Origin of the sequence: Streptomyces lunalinharesii, from assembly GCF_039532155.1 — a bacterium.
Classification (GTDB): Bacteria; Actinomycetota; Actinomycetes; order Streptomycetales; family Streptomycetaceae; genus Streptomyces; species Streptomyces lunalinharesii.
In genome coordinates, this window is record NZ_BAAARK010000027.1 from 52,000 (window position 1) to 73,870 (window position 21,871).

The window sequence follows — 21,871 nt, forward strand, 5'->3', positions numbered from 1 at the left end:
TGCGCGCCAGGCCTGTCCCCCCTCCAGGAATTGGCCGGGCAATTGGGCGGCAGGCCGGTTGCCGGTCCATATGCCTGGTCGTGCTCTCGCCGTCCCGCCACGATGGGCGGGACAGCTGGCCACGCAGGACCTCGGTCCCGCGCCGGCCGCGGCACACGGGGAGGGACGGGGAGCCAGATGCGTACGCACACCGCAGCCGGGCCCGCTGCGGAGCGCGCACCACGGCGCGAGCCGGGGCCCGGCCCGGTACCGAGGATCCGCCGGTGGGCGGGCAGCAGCTGACGTGCGGCGGGACGGCGACGGTGGCGCGTGCGCCCCGCGGCGCCGGCCCGGTGGGCGGTACCGGTGGTGCCACCCGGTTTCCAGGGAGTTGTGAGAGTTGAACGATCTAACCGGTATCGGCGTGTTCGAGGCACACGGCGAAGGGCTGGCGTCCTTCACGCAGGGGCACGCCCGGATGATCGACGAAGCCGTCGCCGAGAACGGTGCGGCGCTGGTCCGGGGCGCCCGGGCCGAGGGCACCGAGGACTTCGAACGGGCCCTGAAATGGCTCGGCTTCGAGCCGCTGGCGTACACGGAGCGGTCCACGCCCCGGAGCCAGGTGGGCGACGGGGTGTTCACCTCGACCGAGTACCCGGCGCGCGAGGTGATCCCGCAGCACTGCGAGTCCTCGTACGCCGGCGCCTGGCCCGGACGGCTGGCGTTCTTCTCCGCGACCCCGGCCCTGACCGGCGGCGCGACCCCCATCACGGACGTCAGCAGAGTGCTCGACGACATTCCGGCCGAGGTGGTCGAGGCCGTGGAACGGCGCGGTCTGCGCTATGTGCGCCACTACGGCAGCGGTGTCGGCATGGACTGGCGCGAAGCCTTCCAGACCGACGACCGGGCGGCGGTGGACCGCTTCTGCGCCGACGGTGGCCTGGAGTGGGAGTGGCGGGAGGACGACTGTCTGCGCACCGTGCGCCGCGCGCCGGCCCTCGCGACGCACCCACGCACCGGGCGACGCCTGTGGTTCAACCACCTCGTGCTGTTCCACCAGTCCTCGCTCGCCCCGGAGGTGCGGGAGGCCCTGGTGGCCGTGTTGGGAGAAGACGGGCTGCCCAACGACGTCTTGTTCGGCGACGGGGAGCCGATCCCCGACGCGACGGTGGCCGCCGTCCGGTCGGCGTTCGAGCGGCGCCAGCAGCGCTTCGACTGGGAGCTCCACGACCTCATGGTGATCGACAACATGCGCTGGTCGCACGGCCGAGAGGCGTTCACCGGCGAACGCCGTGTCCTGGTCTCGATGACGGACCTCATCACCCGGAGCTGAACCGGGCGGATCCCGCACCTCCCGGCCGCCGCCGGCCGTACGACGGCGTCGCGCCGTGGTCCGCGCCGTCTTCCCCTCCCCCGCCGGGCCGACCCGCGTCCCCCCTCCCTCCGCGCTCTCGCGCAGCCAACCCTGTCTGCCCCCTGGGGAGCTATCTGTGAACGAAGTGCCCAAGTCGCCGATCGAGTCCGTACTGCCGCTCACGCCGATGCAGCAGGGCATGCTCTTCCACGCGCTGTACGACAGCGACGCGGTGGACGTCTACACCGTCCAGGCCGCCTTCGAGCTGCACGGCGACGTCTGCCCCGCACGGCTGCGCGCCGCCTGCGCCGCGACGCTCGCCCGCCACCCGGTGCTGCGGACGGGCTTCCGGGTGCGGGCCAACGGGCAGCCGGTGCAGCTCGTCCGGCGCACCGTGACGACGCCCTGGACGGAACACGATCTGGCGGGGGAGCCCGCGGAGACCCGGCGCGCGCGGCTGCTGGCCTTCATGGAGGAGGACCGGCTGCGGCGCTTCGACATGGCCGCGCCCCCACTGATGCGGTTCGCCCTGATCCGGCTGACCGAGGAGCGGCACGTCCTCGTCCTGACGTACCATCACATCCTGTTGGACGGCTGGTCGTTGCCCTTGGTGCTGAAAGACCTGTGCGCGCTGTACGGGCGCCCCGGCCTCGACGACCCGAAGGACACCGCAGCCGCACCCGCCGGTCTCGGACCGATGGCCCCGTTCGACGACTTCCTGCGCTGGCTCGGCCGGCAGGACCGTGCCGCGGCGCATCAGGCGTGGCAACAGGCACTGCACGGGCTGGCGGAGCCGACCCTCGTGGCCCCCGGTGCGGCCCCGGCGGGCGCCGGCGCGATGCCCGCGATGCTCCCGCTGGTCCTGTCGGAAGAGGCGACCGAGGCGCTCACGGCCACCGCCCGGACGCACCACCTCACGCTCAACACGGTGGTGCAGGGCGTATGGGCGTTGCTGCTGTCGCTGCTGACGGGGCGCGACGACGTGGTGTTCGGCCAGACCGTGCACGGGCGTCCCGTGGACCTCGGGGGCGCCGACTCCATGGTGGGTCTGCTGATGAACGCGGTTCCGGTCCGCATCCGCCTCTCCCCCGACGAGTCGCTGGCCAAGCTGTTCACCCGCGTGCAGGACGAGCAACTCGCCCTGGGGCCGCACCAGCACGTCGGTCTGGACGAGGTGCAGCGCCTCGCCGGACTCGGCACGCTCTACGACACCTCGACGGGCTTCGGCAACGCGCCCTTCGACTGGGCGTCCGTCCAGGAGATCGCGCCCGGTCTGCGCCTGGGGCCGCTGACGGAGGAAGCCGATGCGGCCGAGCCGCAGATCAGCGGCTCTACCCACTACCCGCTGAGCATCGTCGCCGTGCCCGGACCCCGTCTGCGGCTCGAACTCAACTACCGCACCGACCTGTTCGACGCGCGCCGCATGGAGCTGGTCTCCTCCCGGCTGCGTCTCCTGCTCGACGCCTTCACCCACGCGGCCGAGACCCCCGTGGCAGCCGTCCCGCTCCTGACCGGGGAGGAGACGCAGCGGGTGCTCGGCGCCTGGGGCCGTCGCCCCGGGGCCGAGCGGGCGGCCGGCCGCCGGGCCGCCACCCTCGTCGAGCGGTTCGAAGCGCAGGTGCGACGACGGCCGAACGCTCCGGCCGTGACCGACGGACAGCGCCCGCTCGGCTACCGGGAACTCGACGAGGCGGCGAACCGTCTCGCCCGGCTGATGCTGCGCCGCGGAGTGCGGCCCGGGGACGCGGTCGCCGTGGCACTGCCGCGCGGCACGGACCTGGTCGTCGCGCTGCTCGCCACGTGGAAGGCGGGCGCCTGTTACGTACCGGTCGATCCGGGCTACCCGGTGGAACGGGTCGCGTTCATGCTCACCGACGCGGCTCCCGCGCTGGTCGTCTGCGCCGACCGGGGCCATCCGGGGCTCGCCGGGCACCCGTCACTGCTCCCGCTGGGCGACCCCGCCGTCCAGGCCGAGCTGACGCCGCTGTCCGAGCACCCGGTGAACGACACCGAGCGCGGCCGGCCCCTACGGCCGGAGGATCTCGCGTACGTCATCTACACCTCCGGGTCCACCGGCCGCCCCAAGGGCGTTGCGGTGGAGCACCGTACGGTCGACGGCTACCTCGCCTTCGCGAGCACGGCCTACCCCGGCCTCGCAGAACAGGCGCTGGTGCACTCGCCGCCCTCCTTCGACCTGACCGTCACCGGCCTCTTCGGCCCGCTCGTCACGGGCGGGCTGGTGCGCGTCGTCGACCTGGAGGACTTCGACGCCCCGGTCGGCGACGGGCGCCCCCCCTCGTTCGTGAAGGCCACCCCCAGCCACCTGCCGATCCTGGTGGCGTCGGACGACTGGTACTCGCCCTCCGGCGAACTGGTGCTCGGTGGCGAGCAGTTGACCGGGGAGGCGCTGGCGGAATGGCGCGCACGTCACCCGGGAGCGACGGTCGTGAACGAGTACGGCCCCACCGAGGCGACCGTGGGCTGCATGGAGTACCGACTGGAGCCCGGTGCCCCGCTGCCGCAGGGCGCGGTGCCGATCGGCGTGCCCGTGCCCGACGCCCGGATCTACGTCCTCGACGGCTTCCTGCGCCCCGTACCGGCGGGCGTACCCGGCGAGCTGTACATCGGCGGTGACGTGCTGGCCCGCGGATACGTCAACCGCCCGGGGCTGACCGCGGCACGCTTCGTCGCCGACCCGTTCCGCACCCCCGGTGGCCGGATGTACCGCACCGGGGACGCGGCCTGGTGGCGGCACGACGGGATGCTGATGTACAGCGGCCGGCTGGACGACCAGGTCAAGGTCCGCGGCTACCGGATCGAGCTGGGCGAGGTCGAGAGCGCGCTGGTGGCCGACCCCGCTGTCGCCCGGGCCGCGGTGGCCGTACGGGAGGACCGACGCGGGACACCCAGGCTGGTGGCCTACGTGGTGGCGTCCGACGTCCCGGAGAACGGGACGGCAGGGCTCGCCGAGCGGATCGCGGCGCGGCTGCCCGCATACCTGGTCCCGTCGGCGTTCGTCACGCTGCCCACGCTGCCCGTGACCCCCAACGGCAAGGTGGACCGGGCGGCGCTCCCCGCGCACGAGCCGCTCCCCGCCGAGGACCACCGGCCCTCGCCGGAGCCGACTCCGGGAGCCGCCGCGCGCCAGGAAGCCGAGGCGCTCGCGCAGGCCCGGGAAGCGGAAACTGCCAGGGCGACCGGAGCCGCCGGCGGAACCGAGGCGTCCGACCGGGACGTCGCGGACACCCTGACCCAGTTGTTCGCACAGGTGTTGCACCTGGACGACGCCGGGACCGGGGACGACTTCTTCACCCTCGGCGGAGACTCCATCACCGCCATCCAACTCGTCGCCCGCGCCCGCAAGGCAGGTCTGCACCTCACCCCGAAGCACGTCTTCACCCACCGCACGGCCGCCACCCTCGCCCACTTCCTGCAACAGAACGTCAGCACCCCCCGCACCGGGACCGACACCACCCCGGAACGGGACGGCCGGCCCACCGCCCACGCCGAGACCTCCCGGCGGGGCCCCGGCGCGACGAGGGCGGAGACGAAGCCGGAGACGAGGGCGGAGACGCAGGCGGACCACGACGGCTCCGCGACGGCCCTCGCCACCCCGATCATGCACTGGCTGCACGAGCACCGCGGCACCATCGACGCCTTCCACCAGTCGACTCTCCTGCGCGTCCCGCCGCGACTCGGCCTGAACCACCTGGTCACCGCCGCACAGGCCGTGGCCGAACGCCACCAGGCGCTGCGCGGGCGCCTGGACGCAAGCGGCGGTCTGGTGCTGGAACCCGTCGACCGGGACGCGCTGCGGGACGCCGTGCGCCGGGTCGACGTGTCAGGACTGGCCGAGGAGGCCCTGCGGGGTCGCGTCACCGGCTGCGCCCGGCAGGACGCTGCGGCACTCGCGCCGTACGACGGCGCGATGATGCGGGTCACCTGGTTCGATGCGGGCCCGGACGGCCAGGGCCGACTGCTCGTCACCGTCCATCACCTGGCGGTGGACGCGGTCTCCTGGCGGGTCCTGCTCACCGACCTGTACACCGCGTGGCACGGCGCCACGACCGGCACCGCCCCGCGCCAGGAGCCGGTGCCACTCACCCTGCGGGACTGGAGCGACAGGTTGCGCGAGGCCGCGCACAGCCCCGACGTGATGCGGGAAATGCCGTACTGGAAGCGGACGTTGGGCGGTCGCAGCATCCAGATCGGCGACGCCCCGCTGTCCGCCGCCCACGACATCTACGCCACGGCCGGGGAGAGTGTCCTCACCCTCCCGACGGCCCTGACCGCCCCGCTGCTGACGACCGTGCCCGCCGCGTTCGACGCCCGCACCAACGAGGTGCTGCTCGCCGGTCTGGCACTCGCGGTCGCCGCCTGGCGACCCCGCGCGGCGGACGGCACGGCCGTTCTCGTCGACGTCGAGGGGCACGGCCGCGAGCAGCTCGACGAGGACGTGGACCCGTCCGCCACCGTCGGCTGGCTCACCTCCCTGTACCCGGTGCGCATCGACGCGGGGTTCGGCGACTGGAACGCCGAGGGCGACCCCGCCGACCCGCGGCTCGGCGCGGCAGTGCGCAGGGTCGCCGACCAACTCGCCGAGGTGCCCCGCAACGGCCTCGGCTTCGGCCTGCTACGCCATCTGAACCGGAACGCGGCCGCCGACCTCAAGGGCTTTCCGAGCCCCCAGGTCGGGTTCAACTACCTCGGCAGAGGACGCGGTTCGGGAGACGGCGACTGGGACGTGGCGCCCGAGTCGGACGCACTGCCCCTCGGAGCGGATCCGCGGATGCCGATGCGGCACCTCGTCGAGGTCAACGCGGTGGTCGACGACGGCCCGGCGGGACCGCGCCTGGTCGCCCACTGGCTGTGGGCCCGGCTGCACCTGGCGGAGGCCGAAGCCCGCGAACTGGCCCGGCTGTGGTTCGCCGCGCTGCGCGCGCTCGTCGCGCACGCGGCGACCCGGGCGGTGTCCGCCGCCGCGGCCGCCCAGGCCGACACCGAGGAACTGGCCCGGCTCGGCGCCCGGACGGGCCTGCCCGTCTCCCACGTGCTGCCGATGACACCGCTACAGGAAGGACTGCTCTTCCACGCCCGGTACGACAGCCGCAGCCTGGACGTGTACAACGTGCAGATCGCGCTGGAAGTAGCAGGACCGCTCGACCTACCGCGCCTGCGGGCCGCCTGCGACGCACTGTTGCGGCGCCACCCCATGCTGCGGGCAGGCTTCCTGCAACTGCGCTCGGGCGAGCCGGTGCAGGTGGTACCGGCCGACGCCCGCATGCCCTGGTACGCGTACGACCTCACGGACCTTCGGCCCGGGGAGCGGGCCGAGCGGCTCACGGAGCTCCTTGAGGACGACCGGCACCAGCGCATGGACCCGGCCACCCCGCCTCTGCTGCGCTGCACCTGCGTCCACCTCGCCCCGGACCACTGGCAGGTGGTCCTGAGCATGCACCACCTGCTGGTGGACGGCTGGACCACCTCGCTCCTGCTGCGCGACCTGCTCTGGTTGTACGGCGACGGCAGCGGCGGCGCCCTGCCGGAGCCTCCCGACTACCGTGCCTACCTGTCGTGGCTGGCCGCCCAGGACCAGGGCCAGGCCCGGTCGGCCTGGCGCGCGGCGCTGGCCGGGCTCAAGGAACCCACCCTGCTCACCGCGGACGACGACACCGCTCGGGTGCGGGCACTGCCAAAGCGCGTCGTCGTCGAGTTGTCCGAGGCCGAGACCGACGCGCTGCACGAGGTGTCGCGTCACCAGGGCATCACGCCCAACACGCTGGTACGTGCCGCATGGGCGCTGTGCCTGCACGGGCGGACCCTCCAGCGTGACCTCGTGTTCGGCGCCACGGTCTCCGGCCGCCCGGCGGAACTGCCGGGTGTCGAGGACATGGTGGGGGTGTTCATCAACACCGTTCCCGTGCGGGTACGGCTGGAGCCCGCCGAGCCGGTGGCGGAGCTGCTCGCCCGGCTCCAGGAGGAGCACGCGGAACTCCTGCCCCACCACCATCTGCCCCTGCCGGACATCCAGCGGATCGCGGGCATGGGCACGCTCTTCGACAGCTGCGTCGTCTTCGAGAACTTCCCGACCGCCGAGGAGCTGCCGAGCGGACCGGACGACGGCCTGGGGCTGGTGCAGGTCACCGGATACGACGGCTACCACTACCCGTTGAAGCTGATGGTCGCCCCCGGCCCCCGGCTCCGACTGGAGGTCAGTCACCGCCCCGACCTGATCGACGGGGCGTTCGCCCAGCAGACCGCCGACCGGCTGCGCGCACTGCTCACCGCGTTGCCCCAGGCCATGGACGCACCGACGGAACGCTTCCTGACGGCCGAGCCGGAGTCCGCCCGTGGCCCGGGGCCCTCGACGCTGTGCGGCCTGATCGCCGAGGTGCTCGGCCGGGACTTCGTCAGCGCGGACGACGATCTGTTCGCCCTGGGCTGCGACTCGCTGTCGGCGCTACGCCTGGCAGGCCGGCTTGAGGCAGTACTGGACCGCCCCGTCGACGTCGAGACCGTCTTCCGCTGCCGCACCGCGCGCGGCCTGGCCAAGGCCCTCACCTGAACCGCCCCGGCCCCTGGGCCGCCCTCCCCCGCCTTCCGCACACCCGAGAGCACCGAGACCTGGAGGACCAAAGACCATGACCAACCCCTTCGACAACGAGGACGGCACGTTCCTGGTGCTGGTCAACGACGAGCGTCAGCACAGCCTGTGGCCCGCGTTCGCCGTGGTACCGGCGGGCTGGGAGGTGGTCGTGACGGAGACCGACCGGCAGAGCTGCCTCGACTACATCGAGAAGAACTGGACGGACATGCGCCCGGCCAGTCTCGCCGACGCGGTCTCCGCGACCTGATCCGTACGTTCCGCACCCTGGGGCACCGAGGCGACGGCGCGCGAGCGAAGGCCCGCACGCAGCCACCCCCTCAGGTCCCCGGGCTCCGCCGGTCTTCCGCATGACCGGTTCACACCCACGTCAGAAAGGCAGGGCGCCGCGCACCATGCAACGGACCATGCTCAAGTCGAAGATCCACCGGGCCACCGTCACCGAGGCCAATCTGCACTACGTGGGTTCCGTGACGGTCGACCGCGACCTCATGGAAGCAGCGGACCTGCTGGTGGGCGAGCAGGTGCACATCGTGAACGTGAACAACGGAGCCCGCCTGGAGACGTACGTCATCGAGGGCGAGCCCGGCTCCGGCGTCATCTGCCTCAACGGCGCCGCCGCCCGACTGGTGGCCCCCGGCGACATCGTCATCGTCATCGGCTACGCCACGGTCGACGACGCCCAGGCCCGCACCCTTGAGCCGAAGGTCGTCTTCGTCGACGAGCGCAACCACGTGGTGAAGCTGGGCACGGACCCCGCTTCCTGAGCAACGAAGACGGTCCTCCCGGTCGAGTCGGCCTGCGGACCGGGTCGCCCCGGAAGCGGTGGCCGGCCGTCCCGGAGCGGAACCCGCGAGGGGGTCCGCTCCGGGGCGCAGTGGTGCGGGCCGGGCACCGCCCGTCAGCGGTGTTGGAATTTTGGCGGTCGCTTGTCGATGAAGGCGGTCATGCCCTCCTTCTGGTCCGCGGTGGCGAAGGCCGCGTGGAACAGCCGGCGTTCGAAGCGGACGCCCTCGGCGAGGGTGGTTTCGAAGGCTCGGGAGACCGCCTCCTTCGCCATCATCGCGATGGGCAGCGACATGCCCGCGATGGTCTCGGCGACGGCGCGGGCCTCGTCGAGGAGGTCGGCGGCGGGGACGATGCGGGAGACCAGGCCGGCGCGTTCCGCCTCGGTGGCGTCCATGATGCGGCCGGTCAGGCACAGTTCCATCGCCTTGGCCTTGCCGACGGCGCGGGTCAGGCGTTGGGAGCCGCCGATGCCGGGGATGACGCCCAGCTTGATCTCCGGTTGGCCGAACACGGCGGTGTCGGCCGCGAGCAGGACGTCGCAGAGCATGGCGAGTTCGCAGCCGCCGCCGAGGGCGAAGCCGGCGACGGCCGCGACGGTCGGGGTGCGCAGTTGCGCCAGCCGGTCCCAGGCGGCGAACCAGTCGGTGAGGTACATGTCGACGGGGCCCTGCGGCGCCATCTCCTTGATGTCGGCGCCGGCCGCGAACGCCTTCGCCGAGCCGGTCAGGACGATGCAGCCGACGCCCGGATCGCGGTCCAGCAACTCCGTCGCCGCGACGACCTCGTGCATGACCTTCAGGCTGAGGGCGTTGAGCACCCGGGGGCGGTTGAGGGTCACCAGGGCGGTGCGGCCGGTGCGTTCGACGAGGAGGGTCTCGTAGGTCGGCTCGTGGGGTGCGGTCATGCGGCGGTGCCGTCCTTCGGGTCGCTGGTGGGTTCGGCGGGCGGTGGGGCGGTGGCGGCGTCCCGCAGGGTGCGCACGATGCCGGAGAAGTCCTGCCGGGCGCCGGCTCCCGCGGCGTAATCGGCGTACAACTGGGCTGCGGCGAGGCCGAGTTGAGCGGGGACTCCGTGCTCCCGCACCGCGTTGGCGGCCAGCCCGAGGTCCTTGGCCATCAGGGGGGCGGCGAAGCCTGGGGTGTAGTCGCGGTTGGCGGGGCTGGTGGGGACGGGGCCGGGCACCGGGCAGTTGACGGTCAACGCCCAGCACTGGCCGGACGCGGTGGACGCCACGTCGAAGAGCGCCTGGTGCGAGAGGCCGAGGCGCTCGCCGAGGACGAACGCCTCGCTGACGGCGATCATCGAGACGCCCAGGATCATGTTGTTGCAGATCTTGGCGGCCTGGCCCGCGCCGGCCCCGCCGCAGTGCACCGCCTTCCGGCCCATCGCGGCGAGCAGCGGTTCGGCCTCGGCGAACTCGGCCGGCGCGCCGCCCGCCATGAACGTGAGGGTGGCGGCCTCGGCGCCGGGCACGCCGCCGGAGACCGGGGCGTCCAGGGCGCGCATGCCGGCGGCGACCGCGGCGTCGTGGGCGGTGCGGGCGTCGGCGACGTCGATGGTGGAGCAGTCGACGAACAGCGTGCCGGGGCGGGCGGCGGCCAGCAGCCCGCCGTCCTGGTACAGGCCCAGGACGTGCCGGCCCGCGGGCAGCATGGTGAGCACCACGTCCGCCGCGGTCACGGCCGCCGTGGCCGAACCGGCCGCCTCGACCCCGTTCCCCGTGGCGGTGGCGAGGAGTTCGGGCACCAGGTCGAATCCGAGGACGCGGTGGCCGGCCTTGACGAGGTTGGCGGCCATCGGGCCGCCCATGTGGCCGAGGCCGATGAAGCCGATGGTGCGGGACGGGCCGTTCACCAGGGCACCTCCTGTGCCGTCGCGCGGGGGGCGGGTCCGAAGGACGCGGCGGGGCAGGGCGGTTCGGGGGAGGCGAAGAACCGCTCGACGTCCGCCGCGCCGACCTCGGCCAGCGTGCCCGGTGACCACTTCGGGGCCCGGTCCTTGTCGATGACCTGGGCCCGGATGCCCTCGACCAGGTCGGGCGAGGACAGGGCGGCGCAGGAGATCCGGTACTCCTGCTCCAGTACGCGTTCCAGGGGCCCGAGGCGCCGGGCGCGGCGCACCGCGGCGAGGGTGACCTTCAGGGCGGTGGGCGACTTCCCGGACAGGGTCTCGGCGGCCCGTGCGGCCTCCGGCGCGGGGTGGGCGCGCAGCGCCTCGACGATCTCCTCCACGGTGTCCGCGCGGTAGCAGGAGTCGATCCAGGCGCGCTGCCGGGCGAGTTCGCCGCCGGGCGGCTGGCGCACGTGGCGTTCCAGCGCGTCCCAGACCTCGGTGGTGGTGAGGTCGGCGAGCAGGTCGGGCAGGCGGTCCGCGGGGACGAAGTGGTCGGCGAGGCCGCACAGCAGGGCGTCGGCGGCGCCGATCGCGGTGCCGGTGAGCGCGAGGTGGGTGCCGAGTTCGCCGGGGGCCAGTCCCAGCAGGTAGGTGCCGCCGACGTCCGGGACGAAGCCGATGCCGGTCTCGGGCATGGCGATCTTCGAACGCTCGGTGACGAGGCGGACGTTGCCGTGGGCGGAGAGGCCGACCCCGCCGCCCATCACGATCCCGTCCATGACGGCGACGTAGGGCTTGGGGTAGCGCGCGATGCGGGCGTTCAGCCGGTACTCGGCGCGCCAGAAGGCCGCCGAGGCGGTGCCCCGGGCGCGGGCGTCCTCATAGATGGAGCGGATGTCACCGCCGGCGCACAGGCCGCGGTCCCCGGCACCCGTGAGGACCACGGCCGCCACGGCGGGGTCCGTCTCCCAGGCACGCAGCGCGGCGTCGATGCGTTCGACCATGGGGTGGGTGAGGGCGTTGAGGGCGCGGGGCCGGTTGAGGGTGATGCGGGCGGTGCGGCCCTCCTCGGTCAGGAGGACGGGCTCGTCGGAGTCGGTCACCGCAGGGCCTCCGTCAGGCCGCGGGCGACGATCACGCGCATGATCTCGTTGGTTCCTTCCAGGATCTGGTGGACTCGCAGGTCACGGACGATCTTCTCGATGCCGTAGTCGCTGAGGTAGCCGTAGCCGCCGTGCAGTTGCAGGGCCCGGTCGGCGACCGTGTAGCCGGTGTCGGTGGCGAACCGCTTCGCCATCGCGCAGAGTTGCGGCGCCTGCGGGTCGCCGCGGTCCAGGGCGTGGGCGGCCTGGTGGACCAGGGCGCGGGCGGCGGTGAGTTCGGTCGCCATGTCGGCGAGCCGGAACTGCAGTGCCTGTGCGTCCAGCAGGCGCCCGCCGAACGCCTCGCGGTCGGCGAGGTGGACCAGGCTGCGGTCCAGTGCGGCGCGGGCGCCGCCGAGGGAGCAGGCGGCGATGCCGAGCCGGCCGCCGTTCAACCCGCTCATGGCGATGCGGAAGCCCTCGCCCTCGCGGCCGAGCAGCCGGTCGGCGGGCAGCCGCACCCCGTCGAGGATCACCTGGCGGGTCGGCTGGGCGTTCCAGCCCATCTTCTTCTCGTCGGGGCCGAACGACAGGCCGGGGTCGTCCTTGTCGACGAGGAAGGCGGAGACGCCGCGCGCGCCGTCGTCGCCGGTGCGCGCCATGACGAGGTACGTCTGGGAGGCGCCGGCGCCCGAGATGAACTGCTTGACGCCGGTGAGGACGTAGTGGTCGCCGTCGCGCACCGCGCGGGTGCGCAGGGCGGCGGCGTCCGAGCCGGCGCCCGGTTCGGTCAGGCAGTAGCTGCCCAGGTCCTCCATGGCGCACAGGCGCGGCAGCCAGCGCCGGCGTTGGGCGGCGTCGCCGTAGTGGTCGATCAGCCAGGCGACCATGTTGTGGATCGAGACGAAGCCGGCGATGGACGGGCAGCCGGACGCCAGGGTCTCGACGATCAGCACCCCGTCCGTGCGGCCCAGTCCGCTGCCGCCGTGTTCCTCGCGCACGTAGATGCCGCCCAGGCCCAGGCCCGCGGCCTTGCGCAGCACGTCGACGGGGAAGTGCTTGGCCTGGTCCCAGGCGACGGCGTGCGGGACGAGGTGGTCCTGGGTGAAGTCCAGCGTGGCTTCGACGAGGGCGAGTTGGTCCTCGGTGAGCGAGGTGGTGGTCACGGCGCTCAGCCCATCGTCGGGAGGGTGAAGCTCGCGCCCTCCTTGGTCCCGGAGGGCCAGCGCGAGGTGACGGTCTTGGTGCGGGTGTAGAAGCGGATCGCGTCCGGTCCGTGCTGGCCCAGGTCGCCGTAGCCGGAACGCTTCCAGCCGCCGAAGGTGTGGTAGGCCACCGGCACCGGAATGGGCACGTTGACGCCGACCATGCCGGTGTTCACCCGGCGGGTGAAGTCGCGGGCGGTGTCCCCGTCCCGCGTGAAGAGCGCCACGCCGTTGCCGTACGGGTGCTCGCTGGGCAGCCGCAGCGCCTCCTCGTAGTCGGCGGCCCGTACGACGCACAGGACGGGCCCGAAGATCTCCTCGCGGTAGACGCGCATCTGCGGGGCGACGCGGTCGAAGAGCGAGGGGCCGGCGAAGAAGCCGTCCTCGTGGCCGGCGAGGGTGAACCCGCGGCCGTCCACGACGAGTTCGGCGCCCTCGTTGACGCCGATGTCGACGTAGCGCCGCACCCGGTCCAGGGCCTCGCGGCTGACGAGCGGGCCGAAGTCGGCCTGGGGGTCGTCGCTGCGGCCGATGCGCAGCTGCCCGATGCGTTCCTTGAGCCGCTCCACCAGGGCGTCGGCGGTGGCCTCGCCGACGGGGACGGCCACGGAGATCGCCATGCAACGCTCCCCCGCCGAGCCGTAGCCCGCGCCGATCAGGGCGTCGACGGCCTGGTCGAGGTCGGCGTCCGGCATCACGATCAGGTGGTTCTTGGCGCCGCCGAAGCACTGGGCCCGTTTGCCGTGCGCGGCGGCGGTGGCGTAGAGGTGCGCCGCGATCGGGGTGGAGCCGACGAAGCCCAGGGCCCCGACCCTGGGGTCGGTGAGCAGGGTGTCGACCGCTTCCTTGCCGCCGTTGACGACGTTGAGGACGCCCGGCGGCAGCCCCGCCTCCAGGAAGAGTTCGGCGAGCCGCAGCGGCACCGAGGGGTCGCGTTCGGAGGGCTTGAGGATGAAGGAGTTGCCGCAGGCCAGGGCGGGGGCGGCCTGCCACAGCGGGATCATCGCGGGGAAGTTGAACGGGGTGATGCCGGCGGTGACGCCGATGGGGCTGCGCAGGGAGTGCACGTCGATGCCGGTGCCGGCGTTGTCGGTGAACTCGCCCTTGAGCAGATGGGGAATGCCCGCGGCGAACTCCACCACGTCCAGGCCGCGCTGGAGGTCGCCGTGGGCGTCGGCGACGGTCTTGCCGTGCTCGGACGACAGCATCCGGGCCAGCGACTCCCGCTCCCCCTCGACGAGTTGGAGGAACTTCAGCAGCACCCGGGCGCGGCGCTGCGGGTTCCACTCGCCCCACCCGCGCTGGGCCTCGGCGGCGTCGGCGATCGCCGCCTCGGTCTCGGCGCGGCCGGCGAGCGGCACCCGGGCCTGGACGGCGCCGGTGTTGGGATCGTGCACGTCGCCGTAGGTCCCCGAGACGCCCGGGGTGTGCTTGCCGCCGATGAAATGTGCCAGTTCACGGACCATGAATGCCTGCTCTCCGTCAGGTGCGATCCGGGGATGGCGCGCGGACCCGGCACGGTCGCCGGAAGCGGCGCGTGCGGGCAGCGCGGGATGCGCAGGGCCGGGTGACCGTCAGACGTCGGTGCGCGGCACCCATACGGTGCGCCGGTCGGGGGCGCGGGTGCGTGCCGGTGCCATGCGTGTCTGCTCCATCCTCGTGGACAACACGGAACATCCCGCGGCCGGTATCCTGACTCCCGGATCAGCACGCGCTCCCCGGCCTTCCCGACGGAACTCTCCGTCAGTGGCCGGTCTCGTTCGGGGAGCGCATTCCCCGGTCACAGTGGCGGGACCGCGCCGGAATCGCACCGGCTTCCCTGCACCGCGGGCCTTGGTCACGACGATATAGTTGGACGTCCTAGTAAGTCCACCCTCGACGGCCGTCGGCGGCATCGGACGCGCCGGAGAGCGGTCCGGCGCGAGGCCGGCGCGGCGACCGGCCCCCGCCCGATCACCGGCCACGACGGGGCCGCCGGGGCCGGTCGGGGCCGGACGCGACATCGTGCGCGGCGACGCCTCAGACCGGCTGACGACCGGCCTCGCGGTACAGCTCCTTGGCGATCAGGGAGCGTTGGACCTCCGTGGCGCCCTCGTAGATGCGCGGTGCGCGGACCTCGCGGTAGAGGTGTTCCAGCAGGTGGCCGCGGCGCAGCGCGCGGGCGCCGTGGATCTGGACGGCGGCGTCGACGACCTCCTGTGCGGTCTCGGTGGCCAGGAGCTTGGCCATGGCCGAGCGGCGGGCGATGTCCGGGGCGCCGCGGTCGTAGGCGGCCGCGGCCGCGTAGACCAGGAGGCGGGCGGCCTCGACGCGGGTGGCCATCTCGGCCAGTCGGTGGCCGACGGACTGGAGTTCCCTGAGCGGCCCGCCGAACGCGGTGCGCGTCCCGGCGTGCGCCAGCGCGGCGTCCAACGCGGCCTGCGCCATGCCGACCGCGAAGGCGCCCACGCTCGGCCGGAAGAGGTTCAGGGTGCGCATCGCCACCCCGAAACCGCCGCCCACGTCGCCCAGCACGTCCGCTTCGGTCACCGGCGTGCCGTCGAAGACCAGGGTGCCGATGGGGTGCGGGCTGAGCATGTCCAACGGCTCGCCGCCCAGGCCCGGGCGGTCGGCGGGGACGAGGAAGGCGGTGATGCCGCGGGCACCGTCGGCGCCGCCGGTGCGGGCGAAGACGGTGGCGAAGTCGGCCTCGGGGGCGTTGGAGATCCAGCACTTCTCGCCGGTGAGCCGCCAACGGCCGGGCCCGTCGGGCGTGGCGGCCAGGGCGAGCGCCGCGGCGTCCGAGCCCGCGCCCGGCTCGCTCAGCGCGAAGGCCGCGACGGCCCGGCCGGCCGTCACCTCCGGCAGCCAGCGGGCCCGTTGGGCGTCCGTCCCGGACTGCAGGATCGGGCAGGTGCCCAGTCCCTGGAGCGCCAGCGCGGTCTCCGCCTCCGTGCACTCCTGCGCCAGCGATTCGCGCAGCAGGCACAGGTCCAGCGCCCTGGGGCTGCCGCCGTCGGGGAAGAGCCGGGCGAGCAGGCCCAGTTCGCCGAGGGCGGCGACCAGGGGCCGGTTGATCCGGCCCGCCCGCCCCTGCTCGGCGAGGGGGCGCAGCCGTTCGGCGGTCCGGGCGCGCAGCTCGGCGCACCACTGCTGTTCCTCCGGTCCCAGTGCGAATGCGGTCACGAGGCGGCTCCCTGGTGGCGGACCGGGCACGGCGACGGCCCGGCGGCTGGATATCGCGGTCTGTTGACTGCCGTCACGAAGACGTTACGCTGACGAGGATCCGTACGGCAGTCCTCCCCGGTCCCCGCACCCGACCACCACCCCTCCCCGGCCGCGCGGCGGCCACCCGGCCCAAGGGGGCGCACCCCGCATGGAGCTACGGTCCTCGGCCCACACCGACACCTTCGCGCGCGATCGGCTACCACCGCCGGAGCAGTGGCCGCACCTCACCGACCTGGGCTATCCGGACCGGTTGAACTGCGGCGCCGAACTCCTCGACGCCACCATCGCCCGACTGGGCCCCAACCGCCCCGCGGTCCGCGACGCGCACGGTCGGGCGTGGTCCTACGGGGAGTTGCAAGCCCGCGTCGACGCGATCGCCCACGCCCTCACCGGCCCGTTGGGCGTCGTGCCGGGCAACCGGGTGCTGCTGCGCGGCCCCACCACCCCCTGGCTGGCCGCCTGCTGGCTCGCGGTCATGAAGGCCGGCGCGGTGGCGGTGACCGTATTGGCGGCGCACCGGCCGGAGGAACTCGCCACGATCTGCGGGCTCGCCCGGGTCCGGCACGCGCTGTGCGCCGCGGACGCGGTCAGCGACCTGGTCCGGGCGGGCGTCCCGGGGCTGCGCATCACGACGTTCGGCGGGGACGGCCCGGACGACCTGACGCGGTGCGCCCGGCCCGGCGGCGCGCCGTACGAAGCGGTGCCGACCGCCTCCGACGACGTCGCGCTGATCGCCTTCACCTCGGGCACCACCGGCCGCCCCAAAGGGTGCCTGCACTTCCACCGCGACGTCCTGGCCATCGCGGACACCTTCTCCGCGCAGGTGGTGCGGCCGCGACCGGACGACGTGTTCGCCGGCAGCCCGCCGCTCGGCTTCACCTTCGGGCTCGGCGGTCTGGTGGTCTTCCCACTGCGGGTCGGCGCCTCGACGTACCTGGCCGACTGGAACGGGCCGGAGCGGCTGCTCGCCGACGTCGCGGCGCACCGGATCTCGGTGCTGTTCACCGCGCCGACCGCCTACCGGGCGATGCTGCCCAAGCTCGCCGGGCACGACCTGGGCTCGCTGCGCCGCTGCGTGTCGGCCGGCGAGAACCTGCCGGCCGCGACGTGGCGGGCCTGGCACGAGGCGACCGGCCTGCGGATCATCAACGGGATCGGCGCCACCGAGCTGTTGCACATCTTCCTGTCCGCCGCCGACGACGCGATCCGGCCGGGGACGACGGGACTGCCGGTGCCCGGCTTCGAGGCGCGCGTGGTGGGCGCGGACGGCCGGCCGGTGCCGGACGGCGAACCGGGGCTGCTCGCGGTCCGCGGCCCGACCGGCTGCCGCTACCTGGCCGACCCCCGCCAGACCGGCTACGTCCGCGACGGCTGGAACCTCACCGGCGACACCTACGTACGGGACCGGGACGGCTACTTCCACTACGTGGCCCGCGCGGACGACATGATCATTTCGGCCGGGTACAACGTCGCCGGCCCCGAGGTCGAAGACGCCCTGCTGCGGCACCCGGACGTCACCGAGGCGGCGGTGGTCGGCCGACCCGACGAGGACCGCGGTCAGCTGGTCGTCGCCCACGTGGTGCTGCGGGACGGCGTACCGCCCGGGCCGGAGACGGTCGGCGCGCTCCGGGCGTTCGTCAAAACGCAGATCGCGCCCTACAAGTGCCCGCGCGAGGTGGTCTTCCACACCGCGCTGCCGCGCACCCCGACCGGCAAGCTCCAGCGGTTCCGGCTGCGCTCCCGGGAACTAGAGTGACCCGGTGAGCGACGAGCAAGCCCAGCACACCCCGCGGTCCCTGATCGTCACCTTCTACGGGGCCTACGGGCGCGGCGGCACAGCGGACCACCCGGGCGCGCCCGGTCCGGTGCCGGTGGCCGCGCTGATCCGGCTGCTCGGTGTACTCGGCGTGGACCCGCCGTCGGTGCGGTCCGCGGTCTCCCGGCTCAAGCGCCGCGGGCTGCTGGTCCCGGAGCGCACCACCGCGGGCGCCGCCGCGTACGGCCTGTCGGAGGCGGGCCGCCAACTGCTGGCGGACGGCGACCGCCGGATATTCGGGCGGCCGACCGGCCCACCGCCCGCGGGCTGGGTCCTGGCCGTCTTCTCCGTCCCCGAGGAGGAGCGGCACAAGCGCCACCTGCTGCGCTCCCGACTGGCCCGCCTGGGCTTCGGCACCGCCGCCCCCGGCGTGTGGATCGCCCCCGCACACCTCTACGAGGAGACCCGGCACACCCTGGAGCGGCTCCAACTGGACTCCTACGTGGACCTGTTCACCGGTGCCCACGCCGGTTTCACGCCCACCGCACGGGCCGTGGCCCGCTGGTGGGACCTGGACGCGCTCGCCGCGCGGCACCGCGCGTTCCTGGCGGCGCACGAACCGGTGCTGGAGCAGTGGAACCGGCGCCGCTCCGTTCCCCCCGAGGCCGCCTACCGCGACTACCTGCTCGCCCTGGACGCCTGGCGCCGCCTGCCCTACGCGGATCCCGGACTGCCGCCGGCGCTGCTGCCCCCGGACTGGCCGGGCGGCCGCGCGGCGGAGGTCTTCCGCCGGCTGCACGACACGCTGCACGCGGCGGGTGCCCGTTACGCGCACGAGGCGACGGCCGGGACGTCCCGCACCCAGGACGCCGGCTGACCCGACCCGCTCGACCCCCGGTCGAGCGGGAGGTGTCCCGCGTCCTCGCACGCCCCGTGCCATCGCCTCCTGCCCGCGGCCCCGGTGTTCCCCCTGGGCCGCGGGCACGCCCCGTGCCCCCGTCGTCAGCGTCGCCGCTGCTGCGCCCCCACCGGGACGGCGGCCCGGCGCGGCCGGACGACCGGCCCCGCGGCAGCCGCCGCCGGACGCGGACGGGCGGCGGCGATCACCGACACCACGTCCTTGAAGGAGCTGCACATCCGGGTGCCGGCGACCGCGGCGAGTTCACCGAACGTTCCGCTGCCGTAGGTGACCGCGACCGGCTCCATGCGCGCGGTCACCGCCATCCGCATGTCCCCGACGGTGTCCCCCACGTACGCGCTCTGCCAGGCCGGGACCCCCAACCGGCCGGCCGCGCGCAGCACCATCTCCGGGTGCGGCTTGCCGCGGCGCACCATGTCCTGCCCCACGACCGGTCCGACCAGGTCGCGGATGCCCATCACGTCGAGCAGGGCCTCGGCGCTGCGGGTGGTCTTGGAGGTGGCCACGGCGAGTTCGACGCCGTGGGCGCGCAGCGCGGACAGCCCGGCCGTCACTCCGGGGTACAGCAGCTGCGGCCCCTGGCACAGGACCTCGTAGGCGAACAGCTCCCGGTAGCGGGAGATGGCGGCCTGGACCCGGCCGTCGTCCTCGGGGCGGCCCAGCAGCCGCCCGAACGCGGCGGCCGGGGGCTTGCCGATGGCCGTGGCCGCCTGCCGCGCCGTCACCGAACAGCCCTGCTCCGCGGCCACCTTGACCAGCAGCTTGCTGATCGCGGGCAGGGTGTTGGCGAGGGTGCCGTCCAGATCGAAGACGGCGGCCTTGAGGGTCTCACCGCCGGCGCTCCGCGCGCCTCTCACAGGACGTTCGCCGACTTCCATTGATACGCGCATGGAGGGGGACCTTTCCGGGTTCCGTGGGTGCGGGGGCTCGGGTGACTGTGCGGGCTCAGCTGGTCGGGCGGGCCTGCGGTCGACGACTGTGGCGGCAGAGGCGGTCTCGCCGAGGCGCACCGCTGTCCAAGGGCGGCACGCGACCGTCGAGGCGGCGGCATCGGAAGGGATCGTCCCGTTTACCGCCTTCGGAGATTTAAAAACCGCCTGCGCTGTTTGTCAATGTGCCTTAGCCCGTCCCTGACGGTCGACAAGCCTCCCCAGGCCCCCCACACTGGACATAGCCCCCCGGCGCCGCACGGCACAGACCCCTGGCCCACCGGCCCGAGCGATCACTTCCCGACAGGTCAGCGGGGTTCCGGCCATTTCGCTCAGCCATAGCGAACCGCATGGTTGGTTTTCTCTGTAGACTGCAAACACGTTGCAGTCGTACGAGAGACGGGACGGACACCGTGCCCACGCAGCATCGCGCCATCCAAAGCCGTCAGGCACTCATCCGCTCGGCCGCCGAGACCTTCCTGGAGAAGGGGGTACCCGCCGCAGGCATGGTCGAGATCAGCCGGCGGGCCCGACTGAGCAAGGGTGCCCTGTACTTCCACTTCACGTCGAAGGACGACCTCACCCTCGCGGTGCGGGACGCCGCCCTGGCCACCCTCAACGAGATCGAGGAGGGCTTCGCGCGCTCTCCCGAGCCCCTGACCGTCGCGGTCCGGAACTTCGCCGTGGAGCTGTTCGGCCGGGTGCAGTCGGACGCGGTGCTCCGCGCCGGCCTGCGACTGCGCCCGGAGACCGCACCGGGGCTGGACATCCACGCCTTGGAGCAGCGCTGGTACGCGCTCTTCCTCGACAAGGCGGTCACCTGCGGCACCGGCGCGCCGGTCGGCATCGGGGACGGCCTCACCGGCCCGCACCCCTCGGACGCCGAACCCCGCCGCACCGCCCAGCTGCTGACGTCGATCGTGGTGGGCCTTTTGCACCTGGGCGGCGGCGACCGGACGTGGTGGGACGCGGAGGCGGTCACCGGGCTGTGGGGGCTGCTGCCCGCCGCGTCGGGCCGGTTCCCGGCCGGAATCCCGGCGCCGGCGCAGGTCCCGGCCGGCTGACCGACCGCCCGCGGCGCCCGCCCCGCGCCGCGCACCGGCCCCGCGCCGTTCTCACAACTCCACGAGCACCGACCCGACATGGCGCCCCTGGGTGAGTTCGCAGAGCGCCCGCGGCGCCTGCGCGATCCCTTGCAGCAGGACGTGCGGGAAGGCGAGGGAGCCGTCCCGCAGCCCCCGACCGAACTCCGCCGTCCACTGGGCCGGAAGGTCGGGATGCGCGTACACCCCGAAGCCGCGCAGCGCCACCCGGCGCGTGATGATCAGTCCCGCGTCGAGTTCGACCGGACTGACCACCCCACCCCCCTCGCCCATCTGGCTGGAGAGTGCGCCGACCAGCGCGAACCTCGCCTCCGGACGCGCCAGCGCGAGCGCCGCGCGCAGCTGCTCGCCACCGACGAGGTCCAGCAGCACGTCGATGCCGTCCGGCGCCGCCCGGCGCAGTTGCTCCTCGATAGGCCCGGCGCCGCGCACCACCGTGGCGTCGTACCCCAACTCCGTCCGCAGGCGGGACGCCTTGGCCTCCGAGCCGGTGCTGCCGATCACCCGGGTGGCGCCCAGGCGGCGGGCGAGCTGGCCGGCCATGCTGCCCACGCCGCCGGCCGCGCCGCTGACGAAGACGGTGTCGCCGGGCCGGACCCCGGCCGCCCGGCGCAGCGCTCCCCAGGCGGTGGCCCCCTGGGAGAGGTGGGCGGCCGGGAAGGGCAGGGCGTCGGGAGCCAGCCGCTGGGCGCGCGCCTCGTCGACGGCGGCGAACTCCCGCCAGCCGTAAGGGTGGTGGACGAGGTCGCCGGGGGCGAGGGCGGCGCCCTCGGCGGCCACGACCTCGCCGACCGCGGAGCCCCACAGCGGCCGGCCGGGCTCGAAGGACGGCATCGGCAGCCGGGCCGCGGTCATCCGCGTGCGCATCGCCGCGGTGACCGCCATGAAGCGGGTGCGGACCAGCACCTGACCGGGCTGGAGCGCGGGCAGCGGCACCTCCGCCAGCTCGAAGTGACGCTCCGTCACTTGCTCACCGCTGACCTGGCGGACGAGCCGCACTTCCCGGTGGACTGCGGGGAGGCCGGGTGCGGCGGGGACGGTCATCGATCTGCTCCTCGGACGTTCGACGGCACCGCGCGGCACCGCGTCGCCGGGCCACGCATTCCGGCCA

At 73.9% G+C, this 21,871-nt stretch carries 15 protein-coding genes and 1 riboswitch; of the genes, 7 read left to right on the forward strand and 8 right to left on the reverse strand.

Going from position 1 to position 21,871, the window contains the following annotated elements:
- Positions 1-379: 379 nt before the first annotated feature.
- From ABD385_RS30530 to panD, 4 genes are all read left to right on the forward strand, one after another.
- A complete protein-coding gene (locus ABD385_RS30530) occupies positions 380-1,312 on the forward strand; it encodes a TauD/TfdA family dioxygenase (RefSeq protein ID WP_344582135.1) in 933 nt (310 codons plus the stop codon).
- Between the two features lie 157 nt (positions 1,313-1,469).
- Complete coding sequence (locus ABD385_RS30535; protein ID WP_344582136.1) at positions 1,470-7,898, forward strand: amino acid adenylation domain-containing protein; 6,429 nt, start codon at positions 1,470-1,472, stop codon at positions 7,896-7,898.
- Positions 7,899-7,974: 76 nt separating this feature from the next.
- Positions 7,975-8,187 carry an MbtH family protein gene (locus ABD385_RS30540; RefSeq protein WP_344582138.1) on the forward strand — a complete coding sequence of 71 codons (213 nt, stop codon included), beginning with the start codon at positions 7,975-7,977 and terminating at the stop codon, positions 8,185-8,187.
- 145 nt (positions 8,188-8,332) lie between these two features.
- Positions 8,333-8,704: an aspartate 1-decarboxylase gene (panD, locus tag ABD385_RS30545; protein ID WP_344582140.1), complete on the forward strand. Its 372-nt coding sequence runs from the start codon at positions 8,333-8,335 to the stop codon at positions 8,702-8,704.
- A gap of 134 nt (positions 8,705-8,838) precedes the next feature.
- On the opposite strand, the gene ABD385_RS30550 is transcribed toward panD, so the two are convergent.
- From ABD385_RS30550 to ABD385_RS30575, 6 genes are all read right to left on the reverse strand, one after another.
- Complete coding sequence (locus ABD385_RS30550; RefSeq protein ID WP_344582142.1) at positions 8,839-9,630, reverse strand: enoyl-CoA hydratase; 792 nt, start codon at positions 9,628-9,630, stop codon at positions 8,839-8,841.
- On the reverse strand, positions 9,627-10,535 hold the full coding sequence (gene mmsB, locus ABD385_RS30555) for a 3-hydroxyisobutyrate dehydrogenase (RefSeq protein ID WP_425585514.1): 909 nt from the start codon (positions 10,533-10,535) through the stop codon (positions 9,627-9,629). Before mmsB ends, ABD385_RS30550 begins: the two co-directional genes overlap by 4 nt.
- Positions 10,536-10,576: 41 nt before the next feature.
- The gene (locus tag ABD385_RS30560; RefSeq protein WP_344582146.1) at positions 10,577-11,662 is read right to left on the reverse strand and encodes an enoyl-CoA hydratase/isomerase family protein; all 1,086 of its coding nucleotides are present in this window, start codon (positions 11,660-11,662) and stop codon (positions 10,577-10,579) included.
- Positions 11,659-12,807, reverse strand: coding sequence for an acyl-CoA dehydrogenase family protein (locus tag ABD385_RS30565; protein ID WP_344582148.1), 1,149 nt, complete (start codon positions 12,805-12,807; stop codon positions 11,659-11,661). Before ABD385_RS30565 ends, ABD385_RS30560 begins: the two co-directional genes overlap by 4 nt.
- Before the next feature lie 5 nt (positions 12,808-12,812).
- A complete protein-coding gene (locus ABD385_RS30570) occupies positions 12,813-14,312 on the reverse strand; it encodes a CoA-acylating methylmalonate-semialdehyde dehydrogenase (protein ID WP_344582150.1) in 1,500 nt (499 codons plus the stop codon).
- Positions 14,313-14,511: 199 nt separating this feature from the next.
- Positions 14,512-14,690: riboswitch (cobalamin riboswitch) on the reverse strand.
- Between the two features lie 175 nt (positions 14,691-14,865).
- A complete protein-coding gene (locus tag ABD385_RS30575) occupies positions 14,866-16,011 on the reverse strand; it encodes an acyl-CoA dehydrogenase family protein (protein WP_344582152.1) in 1,146 nt (381 codons plus the stop codon).
- Positions 16,012-16,201: 190 nt separating this feature from the next.
- On the opposite strand from ABD385_RS30575, the gene ABD385_RS30580 reads away from it, so the two are divergent.
- Positions 16,202-17,809: an AMP-binding protein gene (locus tag ABD385_RS30580; protein ID WP_344582153.1), complete on the forward strand. Its 1,608-nt coding sequence runs from the start codon at positions 16,202-16,204 to the stop codon at positions 17,807-17,809.
- Between the two features lie 4 nt (positions 17,810-17,813).
- Positions 17,814-18,686: a PaaX family transcriptional regulator gene (locus ABD385_RS30585; protein WP_344582154.1), complete on the forward strand. Its 873-nt coding sequence runs from the start codon at positions 17,814-17,816 to the stop codon at positions 18,684-18,686.
- Positions 18,687-18,811: 125 nt separating this feature from the next.
- Here the strand turns inward: ABD385_RS30585 and ABD385_RS30590 are convergent, their stop codons facing one another.
- Positions 18,812-19,618 (reverse strand): HAD family hydrolase, encoded by an 807-nt coding sequence (locus ABD385_RS30590; RefSeq protein WP_344582155.1) that lies wholly within the window; start codon positions 19,616-19,618, stop codon positions 18,812-18,814.
- A gap of 452 nt (positions 19,619-20,070) precedes the next feature.
- Here ABD385_RS30590 and ABD385_RS30595 point away from each other — a divergent pair, with 452 nt between their 5' ends.
- Complete coding sequence (locus ABD385_RS30595; RefSeq protein ID WP_344582156.1) at positions 20,071-20,721, forward strand: TetR family transcriptional regulator; 651 nt, start codon at positions 20,071-20,073, stop codon at positions 20,719-20,721.
- 51 nt (positions 20,722-20,772) lie between these two features.
- On the opposite strand, the gene ABD385_RS30600 is transcribed toward ABD385_RS30595, so the two are convergent.
- Positions 20,773-21,804, reverse strand: a complete 1,032-nt coding sequence (locus ABD385_RS30600) for an MDR family NADP-dependent oxidoreductase (RefSeq protein WP_344582158.1) — start codon at positions 21,802-21,804, stop codon at positions 20,773-20,775.
- Between the last annotated feature and the right edge of the window lie 67 nt (positions 21,805-21,871).

Bases quoted from the DNA above. Each gene is read 5' to 3' on its own strand.
- ABD385_RS30580 (WP_344582153.1), top strand. From the start codon at position 16,202: ATGGAGCTACGGTCCTCGGCCCACACCGACACCTTCGCGCGCGATCGG.
- ABD385_RS30590 (WP_344582155.1), bottom strand. From the start codon at position 19,618: ATGCGCGTATCAATGGAAGTCGGCGAACGTCCTGTGAGAGGCGCGCGG.
- ABD385_RS30570 (WP_344582150.1), bottom strand. From the start codon at position 14,312: ATGGTCCGTGAACTGGCACATTTCATCGGCGGCAAGCACACCCCGGGC.
- ABD385_RS30540 (WP_344582138.1), top strand. From the start codon at position 7,975: ATGACCAACCCCTTCGACAACGAGGACGGCACGTTCCTGGTGCTGGTC.
- ABD385_RS30600 (WP_344582158.1), bottom strand. From the start codon at position 21,804: ATGACCGTCCCCGCCGCACCCGGCCTCCCCGCAGTCCACCGGGAAGTG.
- panD (WP_344582140.1), top strand. From the start codon at position 8,333: ATGCAACGGACCATGCTCAAGTCGAAGATCCACCGGGCCACCGTCACC.
- ABD385_RS30550 (WP_344582142.1), bottom strand. From the start codon at position 9,630: ATGACCGCACCCCACGAGCCGACCTACGAGACCCTCCTCGTCGAACGC.
- mmsB (WP_425585514.1), bottom strand. From the start codon at position 10,535: ATGGGCGGCCCGATGGCCGCCAACCTCGTCAAGGCCGGCCACCGCGTC.